Source organism: Pseudomonas sp. 50_B (assembly GCF_017491625.1).
In the GTDB taxonomy this organism is placed as follows: domain Bacteria; phylum Pseudomonadota; class Gammaproteobacteria; order Pseudomonadales; family Pseudomonadaceae; genus Aquipseudomonas; species Aquipseudomonas danubii.
On the sequence record NZ_JAFGYX010000024.1, the window covers coordinates 85,509 to 98,882 of the forward strand.

General features: G+C 67.1%; 4 protein-coding genes. All 4 read right to left on the minus strand.

Annotated elements, in window-relative coordinates; genetic code table 11:
* Positions 1–19 precede the first annotated feature (19 nt).
* The 4 genes from J5M73_RS26095 to J5M73_RS26110 all read right to left on the minus strand — a co-directional run bounded on the left by J5M73_RS26095 (position 20) and on the right by J5M73_RS26110 (position 13,278).
* Positions 20–1,252, minus strand: coding sequence for a hypothetical protein (locus tag J5M73_RS26095; RefSeq protein ID WP_207816475.1), 1,233 nt, complete (start codon positions 1,250–1,252; stop codon positions 20–22).
* A complete protein-coding gene (locus J5M73_RS26100; protein ID WP_347709990.1) occupies positions 1,249–2,247 on the minus strand; it encodes a DegT/DnrJ/EryC1/StrS family aminotransferase in 999 nt (332 codons plus the stop codon). The genes J5M73_RS26095 and J5M73_RS26100 overlap by 4 nt, the downstream gene beginning before the upstream one ends.
* Positions 2,238–2,786 carry a hypothetical protein gene (locus tag J5M73_RS26105; protein WP_110651757.1) on the minus strand — a complete coding sequence of 183 codons (549 nt, stop codon included), beginning with the start codon at positions 2,784–2,786 and terminating at the stop codon, positions 2,238–2,240. Before J5M73_RS26105 ends, J5M73_RS26100 begins: the two co-directional genes overlap by 10 nt.
* A 67-nt stretch (positions 2,787–2,853) precedes the next feature.
* Positions 2,854–13,278, minus strand: a complete 10,425-nt coding sequence (locus J5M73_RS26110) for a LysM peptidoglycan-binding domain-containing protein (RefSeq protein WP_207816477.1) — start codon at positions 13,276–13,278, stop codon at positions 2,854–2,856.
* Positions 13,279–13,374 lie beyond the last annotated feature (96 nt).

The following is a 13,374-nucleotide window of genomic DNA, read 5'->3' on the forward strand; positions in this document are numbered from 1 at the left end:
CCCCGTCCAGCCCCGGGACTCAGGCCTGGCCGCGCAATGGCCGGCAGGCTTCTGCCAGGGCGGCGCGCAACGCCTGGCACAGACGCTGGGGATCGCCGCCCTGGCGAAACCCCGCGACCTGCCGTTGCAGCTCGGCGAAACAGCGGCCCTCGGCACTGCGGGCCAGGCTCAGGCGCGGATCGGGCTGGACGTAGCGCGGATCGTCCGGCGCCAGGTACAGGCCGTTGAGGTTCTGGTAATCGGCGTCGATCCAGGCATACAGGTGATGTTCGAATCTTTCGGCAAACCGATAGCGGCCAAAGTCCATCACCTGCAGTTGCAACGGTGCCACGCTGGACACCCCCGCCAGTTGCACATTGACCCCATCGATCAGTAACGGCGCCCCCCGGTTGGCGCTCAACAGGCGGTGCAGCGTCTCGGCCACCTGAGTACTGACCGCCAGCCTTTGCTCATCGCGCCTGACTTGCAGTTCGCCGTTCTCCTGGCACAGGTGAAAGCGCACCGCGCCGCAGCTGCTGGCGGTCAAGCCATAACGCCGCAGCAGAAGCTCGGCCTGCATCAGGGCCCCGGCCAGTTCGGGGCCCTGCCAATAGCGTTGCCACTGGCAGCGCGGACGGGTGCAGGCCCGACGCAACAGCAGCACCGCCGGTTCCGCCGCACGCCCGTCATGCCACAAGGCATCGAAGCCCAGGTCGATCAGGGCATAGGCCGGCAATGGCGTGATCGCCGCGCCGGCGTGGTTCATGGCGGCGAACACCAAGTGCTCCATCAGTACTTCATGCACCGCCTCGGCCAGGGTCAGCAAACCGTTGGAATGGGGCAACTGCGGGGCTTCGTCCGGCGGCACGCCAATGCCCTTGATGTCGAACAGCACCTGCTCGCTGGCCGGCGCGCACAGCACCGCGGCGCGCCCATAACGCGGCGGACGCCAGGCCGTTACCCGTCGGTCGTCCAGGACGATCGGGGTGTTGATGCCCTGGGCCGCCGCCTGGCTGGTGGATATAAAAGCCGCGTGGTCCAGCAGCCAGCGATCAATAGCCTGCTCCGTTGCCCCCTCCCAGGGCGCGTCGAAGTCGGCGCGCAGCGCCGGGTAGTTGGCGAACAGCACTCGCGCACCGGCCACCCCGAGCAGTTGTTCCGTGCTCAGTGTCTGGCCGCTCTCGGCGTAGTCGTCCAGTTGTTGCACCCGTGGGCCCGGGGCGAAAGGCTGGTTCAGATCGTGCCGGGGTTGCCAGGCGGCGGGACTGTTCATCGAGTGTCTCCGGCCCAGGCATCCAGGCGCCCGGGGTAGTCGAGAGCGGCGATCGGGTCCAGCAGGACCCAGTTGCGGCGCAGTTCCAGGCTGGCTTGCGGCCCCTGGGCCACCTCGCCACGGCCGCGCAGCATGGGCAGCTCCCGCAGCGCGCCAGCCGCCGGGGCGCAGACTCCCAATGCGTCGGCATGGGGGCTGTGGCGCAGGCGCTCGAACAACTGCGGTTCGCGGGTGCGGATCGCCAGGTATTGACCGTTGGGCGGCGCCGATCCGGCCGGTGCCCAGGGCTCAAGGCCGGCATCGCGCAAGCGCGCCAGCAGCCCGGGCATCTGCTGCCGCAGGCGCTGGCTACGGGCCTGGGCCCTGGCGACAGCAGGCATCAGCGCTGGCAGGGCATGAATCGACAGGGCCGGGCTCAAGGCCGGGCAGGCGCGGGAACGCTGGCCGGGCGACCAGACGTCGATGTCGCCATCCACCGGCAGATCGCCGAACAGCGCGCCACCGCCGCCAATGTCCAGGGCCTTGCCGTGGCCCAGGGAGGTGACCACCAGCGATGCGCCGGGACAGCACAGATCCCAGGCTCCGGCGCTGTCTTCGATGATGGGCAGGCGCGGGCCCAGTAACTGGCGCAAGGCCGGGATGTCGCAAGGCAAGCCGTATTGATGGACCGCGATCACCGCGTCCAGGCCATGGATATGGGGCGCCAGCGCCTCGCTGCTGAGCAGCAGGTCGGCGGCGTTTTCGATAATCACCGGTATCGCGCCGGCATTGAGGACGGCGGCCACCACTTGATGGCAGGTGGCGGCGGGAACCGCGACCCGCCAGGTGGCGGTGACCCCCAGTTGGCGCAACGCCAGTTCCAGCGCCGCGGTGCCGGAACCGACCAAGGCACCGTGGCGCCGCTGATAAAACTGCGCGAGCCAGGACGAGCACGGCAGCCGATCGGCCTCCCGTGCCCGCCACTGGCCATCGGCAGGACTTGGAACTACTTGCACTTGTCCATGGCGCAAGCGGTGAGGGCTTCGACCTTGCACTTGTCCATGGCGCAGGCGGTCAGGGCTTCGACCTTGCACTTGTCCATGGCACAAGCAGTCAGGGCTTCGACTTTGCACTTGTCCATGGCGCAGGCAGTCAGGGCTTCGACCTTGCATTTATCCATGGCGCAGGCGGTGAGGGCTTCAACCTTGCACTTGTCCATGGCGCAGGCTGTCAAGGCTTCGACCTTGCATTTATCCATGGCACAGGCGGTCAGGGCCTCGGCCCGAGGGCCGCCAATGCGCCAACTGGTGAACTTGCTCTCCGGCAGCGCGCCGCGCTTGACCACATCCAGGTGCAGGGTGCGGGCTTCATGGTCGTTGCATTCGAGCAGGATCTCGTCCTCGGCGACCGCGAAGTGATCGTGCAGCAGGCAGAGTCCGAAGCGATCCAGGTTGCCGTGGCGCTCCAGTAGCTCATGCAGGTCATTGATGAATTGCGCATCAGACACCCCCAGTGGCATGGCTTCGTCAAAGGAGGGATTGGTGTGTCCGTTCATGTGGTGTACTCCAATAGGTTTGATTTAAAGCGGTCATCTTCATCAACAGTGCGCGGTAGTGGTGGTCTCATGCACCTCCTTGTTCCGGTGGAACCTTGCTTGCGGATACCCAGAGGGTTTCGATGCTCAGCAGCGGTGGCTGGTTGTCCGCGGCCACCGCCCCTTGCGCCAGTTGTGCCGGATCGTCGGCGCTGAAGGCCCGCAGGGTCAGGTCGACCCGGGCGTTGCCCTGCACCGTGACCTGTTCGGCCAGGCGCCAGCGATCGATGGCCTGGCTGAAGGCGCTGGTGAAGGCCGGTGGACTGTTCAGCGAAGTCGCCACCGGCAACAGCAGCGCCGCCGGCAGCACGGTGCGCGCGACCACGTCGGGCGCGGCGACCTCGTAGCTGTAGCGGCCCTCCATGCCGACCTGCACCGTGGTGCCGTTGCTACCGGCGCCCAGGGCGGCGAAAAACACCTCCAGGTAGTCGTCCAGGCTGGCGTTCGGCACCTGCAGGTTGTCCAGGGAGAAGGCGCCTTGGCTGATGTGCGGGCTGATGCTTTCGACAAAGCGCACCACTGGCGTCGAGAAGCGGAACAGCGGGTTGGTCTGCAGGGTGCCGATGTCCGCCGCGGGGAACAGGATGCGGTTGCGCTCCACCGACAGCGAGGCCCAGGCGTTCTGGTGGTCGAACAGGTTGAGGGCCGGCAGGCTGGTGCGGCGCTCGTCGATCAGCAGTGCATCCGCGTAGGCGAGCCACACGGCTGGCTGGCTGCCCTTGAGTCGGTAGCGGTAGGCGATCAGCCCCGGGTTGCTCGGATCGACCACGCTCACCGCGTCGTACTGTTGCGGGGCGATCTGCACCAGCGGCAAGGGCAGGCTGACCTTGCCGAGCTGGGGCAGGGTGGCGCTGATCTGCCCGCTGGCCGCATCGTAGCTGGCCGCCACCTGATTGATGCTGACATCCAGCAGCAGGGTTTCGGCCCGCTCCTGGCCATCCACCGTCACCGGTGCCAGTACCTGGCTGAAGCTGCAGGTCAGGGCCTGGGGCGCGACAAACGCCGCCGCGCTGCGCAGCAGCGGCCGGGCCCAGGCATCGTAGGCCTCGGTGACCTCCTGGACGATGTAGACGAAGGCCTCCACCGCCTGTTGCGCCGCGGCAATCTGCACCGCGGTGGGCTCGCCGAAGTTGATCGCGCTGAGGTTGTCCTGCATCGCCACTTCAATGCTCGGGTACACGCTGACGAATTGCGCCAGGGCGGTGACCAGGCTCTTGTTGGCACTGCGCAGCGCGCCATCGACGGTTGGCGTGTTGAGGGCGATGGCCACGTTCAGGCTGTCCTGGGCCGTGCCGCGCACCAGCGAGTCGAAGGCGTAGGTCCATTTGCTCAGGTCCGAGACCTGCTGCGGCACCGGGGCCCAGGCCGTCGCGGTCTGCCCCTGGATGGTCGGCGGCTCGGGCAGGGCCCGCAGCAGCACCGGCAGGTTCAGGGTCTGGCCGTCGGCCAGGGGCACCCGCAAGGGGCCGGAGATCAGCGAGATCCAGTTCGACTGGGTGTAGCCGCTGATGCCCGGCACGTTGCGCACGTCATGCTCCAGGTGGCTGATCTGCAGCTCCAGGTCCAGCGGCACGTAGCTTCTTGCCGCCTCGTTGCGCGAGTTGAAGACAAACGCCAGGGCGCTTTCCCCAGGGGCGTCGGGCAGGGCGATGCGCCCGCTGCCAAAGGCATAGTTGTCGTTGCCGGCCACCGCGGGGTCGCTGGTGCGCGCCGCGGGTGCGGCGTTCGCCACCGTCGGTTGGCCGTACAGCGACAGGGGCTCGCCGGTGGCGCTGCCTTGCACCGAGAAGCCGACGATGGCGGTGGTGCTGTAGGCCGAATACAGCTGATTGAGCAGGGTCTGGCGCAGCTTCTCGCCCGCGGCGGCCCTCGCCGGGCCATCCTGCGGGCCTGCCGAGAGCACCGGCTTGATGGTCGATGCAATGGCGTCGGCCAGGGTCTGCTTGGCACTGAGGATTTTCCCCAGGTTGCCGTCCTTGAGCGGGTCCTTGCTGCCCAGCAGGGTGTCGAGCAGAAACACCGAGGGCGCGTAGGTCGGCGCGAGGAAGCCGTCGATGGCCTTGAGGGCGGTTTCGAACCACAGGTTCTGATCGACCCCGGTCAGGGTCAGGGTCACGGGATCGCCGCTCGGGAATGGCTGGTCCGGCTGGTAGTTGGGGTAGATCTGCACGCTGTCGGAGGTCAGGCTGCGGGCGATCGGCTGGGCGGCGAAGTAGCCCGGGGCCGGATCGATGCGGTAACGGATGCCGTCGTTGCCGTCGCTCAGGGCAAAACGCGCGGCCCACAGGGTCTGGCTGCGGCCGTCCGGGGTGCTGCCCGGGTCCGCGGTGCCGCTGCCGACCCGGGTCATCCAGGCCCCGGCCCGCTGGAACAGGGCCTCGAAGGCCCGGGCGAACTGGCTGTAGCCGCTGGTGCTGGCGCTCAGCGCGTCGGGGACCGGCAGCAGGGTGCTGGTCACCGCCACACCACCTTCCAGGCCGGCGACATCCGGCTCCACCAGCGCCGCCACCCGGCGCAGGCTGAGGGTCAGGCTCAGGGGCAGGATCGAGCCCGGGGCCATGGCGTCGATGTCCACCGCCAGCTTCAGTTGCACCGTGGCCGGCGCGGCGGGGCGGGTGCCCTGGACCACTTGGGCGAGGTACAGGATCACCCCGTTGACATAGTCCAGCAGTGGCTGCGCCTGGTTGTCATCAAGTCGGCTCAGGGGCTGGGCGAACAGGCTGTTGACCAGCTCCACGCTGACTGCGCGGCCCTGGCACCAGGGCAACTGCAGATCCTTGTAGGACTGGTTCAGCTGGTAGTAGATCAGTTTGAACATCGCCAGGTCCTTCTTGGCCTGCTCCTTGACCTTGTCACCGCCGGCCGGGTCATAGCTGGAAGTGTCGAGGCTCAGGCTGATCACCAGTTGCGCGCCGCCGGTAACGGCTTCGTAGGTATAGAAACTGCGGGTGTTGGGCCAGGCCGACAGGGCGATCAGCCGGTCGCAGTAACGCAGCGGCAGCGGCGGGTGATTGAGGCTGCCGGGATACCCGGGCGCGGGGGCCTGGAAGGGGGTGACGGTGATGTTGCCGAAGATGTCCAGCCAGGTCAGGTTGACCTGGGCGAAGCTGCCCACGCCACGGTAGGGGTTGTCCTCCGCGCTCGGCAGCCCGGGCCGGGCCGGCGTCGGTGCGGCATTGCTGGTGGCGCGCCGGGCCAGGCCAAGGGTCTGCTGGTAGCTGTACTGGCTGTCCTCGGCCAGGTCGTTGAGGGCCCGGGCGCGGCTTTGCGGATCGCGCATGGCCCGCCGGCGGGCCTGGGCCTCGGGCGAGTCGACGCCACTGTCCGGCCGCTGCGGGCCGAAGGGCAGGGCCAGCTCGCTGGCGCTGAACCAGGGCGAACCGTCGAGCCCGGCGGACAGCACCGAGTACAGGTTGTACAGGTAGGCGCTGGCGTAGCCGTCCGGGTCCTGGCTTGGCGAATCCACCGGCGGTGGGTTGTTGCGCAGCACACTGAAGGCTGCGTTGCCCTGTTTGAACACCGCCTGCAGATCGAAGGTCTGGGTGTCGATGCTCAGGCTGCTGCCGACACTGAACAGCCCGGTGACCTGCGCGGCGCCCACCGCCAGGGCGTCCAGGTCAAGGCCGTAGTAGGTAGCCAGGGATTGCAGGCTGTTGCCCGGCGCCAGGCTGGCGTCGACGACATAGGTCAGGGCCGGGATGAACAGCGCCACGCCGTTGGCGGCGCTGACCCCGGGGTTGAGGTTGGCGATCTGCGTGGCGCTGATCGGTTGCAGCGCGCCCACCGAGTAGTAGCGCGCCAGGTTGTCGAGAATGCTCGCGCTCTGGCCGTTGCCGGCGCTGGCCTCGGCCGGGGTCACCAGGTGGATGATGCCGTCCACCGGCACCGGCACTGCCTTGCTCAGCGTGACGCCGGCATTGAGCTCGGCGATGCGTCCAGTGCCGATGCCGTAGAAGGCCGCGAGGCTGTCCAGGCTGTCGCCGGCACCGGTCGGTTGGCTGTGGTCGGCGGTGGCGGCCGAGCGCAGGGTCATGTGGCTGCCTTGCTGGATCACCGTGTCGGTGCTGACGAAGGCGTTGACGAAGTTGCCCAGGCGGCCCTCGAGGGCGTCGCGGGGGTAGGTCACCACCAGGGTCAGGGTGGCGGTGCCGCTGTCGTCGAAGATGCTGTCGGGCAGGCCGGCGGCGGCGATTGCATCGTAGTAGCTCAGGTAGTAGCCGCCGGAGCGCACGGTGGACAGTTCCCAGAGCAGCTTGACCACTTCCTCGGGCGGATTGAGGATGCCCCGCGGTCCGGCTTCTTCGGCCAGGCGCGCGGCCATCATGGCCGGCGGCGGGTTGGTTTCGGTGGACAGATTGGTCTGGGTCAGGAAGGCCAGGAAGTCGCTGGCGGCCTGGCTCAGCAGGTTGCTGGCCTTGGCGTTGCCCTGGGGCAGCAGCAGGAACTGGCCGCTGATGATCGCGCTGCCCAGCTCACTGACCGCGATCAGCAGGCGTTCCAGCAACTGCGCGTCGGTGGCCGACGGGCCGAGCAGTTCGTAGGTGTAGGACAGGTTGCTGCCGCTGCCGGCGATGGCCCCGGGTTCGGCCTGGGGCAGGCGCTTGATGGTGAAATCGACACGGGTCGCGTAGCTGTAGGCCGGGATCTCGCGGCTGGTGGTTTCCAGGGTCGCCGGGTCGGTGGACACCTCGCACGGGGTGAACGCCGGCAAGTAGGGTATTTGCTGCGCCAGCTGCGGCAACTGCCGGGCGAGGTTGCCAACCCGCTGATTGATCAGCTGGATCAGGCCGTCGGGCAGGGACCAGAGCATGGGCTGCACGCTGGCGCCGCCCTCGCTGCTGGCCCGCAGCCCCGGCTGGCAGAGGTCGCGCAACTGCTGCAGGTCGGCGGTCGACCACAGGGACACGCTTTTCACCGCGTAGTCTTTCGGGCTGCGGGCCACGGTGGGCAACAGGTCGATGCGCGGCGCCGGCTGGAACTTGCCTTGTCGGGCGTAGGCCAGCACCCCGCAGAGGTTGCTGTAGGCCTGATTCAGGTTCATCGAGCCGCTGCTGGCCCCGGCGATCTGTACGAACGACAGGTCGACCCCGTGGCTGGTGGCGGCCCGGCTCAGGCTGATGGGCAAATCGCTGCCGGACAATTGGCCGGCCGGGGTCGGGAACTGCTGCCCGGTCAACTGGTACAGGCCATAGGCGTTCTGCTGGGCGGGGTAGAGAAACGCCGGGCTCAGGCTCAGGCCGCCCATGCCCGCCGGGTTCGCCGGCAGGCGCAGGCCGTAGGCCAGAAAGCGCGAGAGCATGCCCGCCAGTTGCGACAGCTGGTCGGTGGTCACCAGCAGATTCCACAGGTCCTCGGTGTACAGGCTGTTGAGTGAGGTCAGGGTGATCTGCGGCGTGGCGAACAGGGGCGCCACCCTGAAGTTGGCCGACGCCGGGTCGCTGAACAGGGTCATGGCACTGACGCCGAAGCGCGCGCCGGCGCTGTTGAGGCTGTCGCCGGCGGTGCGGTACGCCAGGTTCGGCAGCAGCAGGGGCTGGCCGGCAAGCAGTAGCCCGGGCATGGCGTACAGCGCGCTGTCCTGGGCCAGTTGCGCCAGCGTGACGCCCAGGGCCCGGGCCAGGCTGTTGAAGGTTTCCCCGGGGCCGGTGGTGTACTGATGGATGTCGTTGCCCACCGGCAGGCTGATCACCTGATTGGCGGCGATCACCAACGAATTGCCGTTGGCCAGGATCAGCCCCGAGGCGCTGGTGCTCCAGCGCGCCGGTACGCTGCTGTCGGACCAGGCCGCGGCGACCTTGGCCAGGGTGTCGCTGCTCTGCAGGGTGTAGGCCGGCAGCGGGATATCCAGGGTCAGGCCGTCGCTCAGGGCGACTTCGGCGTTGGGCCGGACGATATCGTCCAGGGTCAGGTTGTTGCCGCGCTGGTCGTTGGTCCAGCTCAGGATTGTGCTGATGGAGTTGCCGTTGGCCGTGGCATAGGCGTAGTCGTCAAAGGCATTCAACGCGACCTGCAACAGTTGCCGGCCGATGACCATGAAGGCGTCGGTGAAGATCACCGCGGCCATGGATTCGCTGTCGTCCGCCGCGGCCCGCAGTGTCGGTGTCGGCGTTTCCTCGTCGGTCACCAGCGCGGCCAGTTCCTTGAACATCTGCGCGACATTGCTGCGGTAGGTGCTGTTGGTGCCCACGTAGTGGGCGAAATCCACGGTCGCGCTGCCGGCATTGGCCAGCGGCACGCTCAGGGACAGACCGTCGAACACCGGAAACAGCACCGAGCCGGCTTGCAGTACCTGCTGGATCTGCGCCTGATTGGAGGCGTCGGGCAGGGTGATGCTGACCTCGAAGGACGACAGGAAGGTCAGCAGCTTGCTGATGCCGAAGGGCGGGTTGGCCAGGTCGGCCAGGCGTCTGATGTCCTCCACAAGCATGGCCTTGTCCACCAGAGTGCCGAGGATGTCGGCCAGGGTGTCCTGGTCGCTGCTGGCCGAGCCCAGGCTGCCCACGAGCCAGGGCAGGTAGTCGGCGCACAGGCGTTCGAAGCTGCTGTTGCCGGCGCTGACGGCCGAGGCCCGGGTCGGCGAGGGCGCGTCCATGGTCAGCAGGAACACGAAGGCTCCTTGCTGGTCGGCGTAGTCGCTGGCGCCCTCGTTGCACAGCACGGTGAATTGCGGCGTGGCGTAGAGGTTGAGCAGCGGTTTGCCGGCGGCGCGCAGCAGGGTCATCGGTTGCGGCGTGGTGGCCCGCCGCGCACTGGCCAGCTGGACATGGCGGGCCTGGCGCGCCAGCAGCAGGCCGGGTTCGGCCCAGGGCGCCGGGCCGCTCTCGATGGCGTTGATCTCGAAGCGCGCCGAGACGTCGGCATGGAAGGAAAAACTGATGCTGAAGCTGAACAGGCCGAGGTCGATCTTGACCTTGACGCTGACCTCCACCGTGGCCCGGGCGGCAATCGGAATCGGCTTGTAGCTCTCGTAGGTCAGGGACAGCGACAGGGTGATGCGCACGTTGACTGCGGCCGAGATGATGGCGAAGTCGATGCTGCCGTAGAGCAGGCCGATGACCCCGACCGTGCCCTGGATCTTGAAGTAGTAGTCGTCCTGCACGCTCTTGCCGGCCGGCACCAGGGCGGTGGACGGGTGATAGGCGTGGAAGGCGGCGATGGTGCCTTCCAGGATGCCGAACACGGTCAGGGCGAAACCGGCCTTGAGCGGCCCCTTGACGAAGTCGTAGCCCAGGCCCAACTGCAGACCGAGGCCGAAGACGATCACCGGGTCGAAGGTGCCCTGGGTGGTTTTCGGCACCTGGGTGGCGGTCACCGACGACAGCTTGCCCAGGTAGAAACCGCCGGCGCCGAGCACCGGCACGCCGTAGACGATCGCGGAAATCGAGAACGAGCGGGTGAAGTCCAGGTTGTAGGGAAAACCGATGTCGATGAAGAAGTCGCCGTTGGTGTAGATCTTCACCCCGATCTCCGGCAGCACGATGGACACCGCGCCGAAGTTGAGGTTGCGGATGCTGTCGGGGAAGGTCCATTCGATCTGGTACACGCCGACGTCGTCGGTGATCTTCTTGTACAGGATGTCCAGCACCAGGTTGCCCAGGGCCTTGGCTTTCTCCCCGGCCAGGGCCAGGCGCAGGCCATAGAGGTTGGGGTCGTTGAACACCAGCATCAGGTCGACGGTCCAGTCCTTGCCGGTCTTGAGCAGCAACAGTTGCCCGGCGATCAGCCAGTCGCTGTTGCGGTTGTAGTAGGGCACGCCCTTGCTGCCGCTGTCGCTGGGGTTCAGCGGGTTGCTGGAACCGGTAGTCGACGGCACGTCCTTCAGGGCGTCGATCACCGCCTTGGTGTTGGCAAAGCTGTCGTAGCCGCTGATGGCCACCCGCTGGCCGAGGACCAGCAGCGGCAGGCTGAAGTAGTCCGTGCCCTGGCCCGGCACCGTGGGCAGCTTGTCCACTGGCTGGCCTTTGCTCGGGTCCAGCAGGTTGCTCCAGTCCTGCTGCTCCTGGGGGTTGTTGCCCTTGAACACCGAAGAGCCGTCGATGCCCAGGGTGATCTTGTCCACGCCATTGACCTTTTTGCGCTCGAACACCAGGCCGTCGATGCTCATGAACCCCAGGTCGATCTTGCTCGCCAGGGTGTACTTGGCGCTGATGCTCGGCACGCTACTGCCGCTGCTGTTTTCCAGGTTGATGATCAGCGACAGGCCGTCGAGGGAAATCTGGTTGAGCACGTCCCAGGGCGAGCTCAGGGTGAAATACGGGTCGCTCAGCGATTGCATGAGTTTCTGGATCAGCCGGCCCAGGCTCCAGTTCTTCAGGGTGAAGGTCAGGGTCTTCTTGTCGACCTGATAGATCGCCGTCAGGCCTTCCCAGGACAGGGTCAGCTGGGCGTTGCTGCCCTGGTTGTCGGGGGCGAAGCTGTAGCCCAGCAGCACGCTGTCGTTGAGAAAGCTGAAATCCCACAGGGTGGTGGCGCTGCCGCTGTACTGCTGGTTCGCCGGCTTGCTGGCGTCGTAGCTCAGGCTCAGGGTGGCCAGGGTATCGACGCTGAAGGCCTGGCCCAGGTTGAAGGTCCAGCGCAGGCTGCCGGCCACCGTGTAGCTGTCGAGCGGGGTGTTGCCGGTGCTCAGGCTGGCGTCCACCTCCAGGGTGTTGACCAGCAGTTGGCCGGGCAGGAAATCCGGAAAGGTGAAGGTCCCGCCGAAGCTGAGGAACTGGCTGACCAGCTGTTGCACGTCCACCGGCTGCGCCAGTTGCGCGGCGACTTGCCAGGTGGCCGGGGTCTTGCTGCCGTCGTAGTCGAGGCTGGCATTGGCGAAATACGGACCGATGCCCACCAGCCCACCGATCCCCGCCTGGTAGGTGGTCACCGCCGGGGCGTTGGTGCCGCTGGCGGCGGTGGGGGTGGTGGCCTTGATGTACAGCTGGCCGTCGGTGACCGAGAGAATCGGCTGGCCAGCGAAGGTGAACAAGTTCAGGTCGAGCTCGAAACCGGCGTTGAAGGCGTAGCTCTTGGCGCCGACGTCCAGGCTCAGGCCGACGTCGGACAGCGAGGCGTCGACGAAACTCTTGGGGATGCGAATCAACTGAGCGGTCAGGGTGGCGATCAGGTCATTGAGGTTGGCCGTGCCGTCGAAGCGCGCCAGCAGTTGCAGGTCGGAATTGAACTGGACGAAGAACAGGCCGTTTTCGTCGGCGGTCTTGCCTTTGAACACCTCGGGCAACAGCAGGAAGCGGGTCTGGAACAGAAAGCTCTGGGCGTTGCCCTCGGGCAGGAAGTTGATCCCCCACACCAGTTCGAAATCGGTGACGCCGAACACCAGCTGGTTGGTCGGGTCCTGCAGGGGCACCCAGGGATGCTCGACATTGATCACCGTGGGGTCGGCGCCCAGGGTCACGCTGGCGGTGCTCAGGGCCAGTTTCGGGCGGGTGACGCCACTCAGGGCGAGGCTGCGCAGGCCGATTCCGGAGAGGAACTGTTGCAACACCGGTGGCGTGCCGCTGAAGAAACTGCCGTTGTTGTCCAGCAGGCCGATGATGGTTGCCGGGGTCAGCAGGGCGCTGCCGTCATCGCTGTGGCCGAGGTAGAAATTGAAGGCGCTGCCGTTGTTGATCTGGGCCAGGGCGCGCATCTGGTAGTCGACGGACTGGCCGTTCTGGTCGGTGAGGCTCAGGTTGAGGCCGAAATACAGGCTGACCTGCTGGTCGTAGAAGGCTTCGGCCGGGTCTTCGCCGTCCTGCAGTTCCGGCGGGCCGATGATCAGGCCGAACACTGGGGCATCGACGTTCAGGTACAGCAGCTTCAGGCCGCCGCTGACGTTGAGGAACGGCGCCTGCAAGGTGGTGGTGGGCATGAACACCTCGACCCCGTCGACCTTGGCGAAGTCCATGCTGCCGGTGAAGGGCAGGGCCAGGGTCGGGAACCCCAGGTTCTGCACCACCGCGACCGCGGTGCTGAGCTGGGGCGGCGGCGTCAGCTGGGCGGCGAAGCCCTGGCGCGGGCCCTGGCTGGCCTTGAAGGTGAAGACCGCGTTGCTGATTGCGGCCCACTTGAAGGGAATGCCGGTGGCGAAGCTCGACAGGTCGGCCCAGGTCCAGCTGGCCGGGGTGGTGACGATTTCCAGGCTCAGGCTCTGGGCCCCGGCAGCGCCCGTGAGGCCGAAGGTCAGGATCAGCCCCTGCTGGATGTCCTGTTGCAGGAAGCGCGCGCTGACCCCGGTGACCTTGAAGGTCTGGGTGGCGGGATTCAGCGGCTGCACGCTCTGCGCCGTGAGGTTGATCGTGAGCCCGGCGACCGGCGACTGGAAGGCCGCCTTGAGGTCGTTGTCCAGGGTGGCGGACACGCTGACCGTGGCGTCCGCCAGGCCGGCGATCAGGTAGTCGCGGGTGAGGACGATCGGCGCGCCGGCATCGCCGGTCAGGGCCGCGGCGAGGTTGCTCAGGGGGCTGTTGGCCATCTGTCTTCTCCTTGTTCAGACCGTCACAAACAGGGCCAGGTGATCGCTGGTGGAGCGGATGTGCCCCAGGTTGCGCCAGCCGCGGTAGCGTTGCCG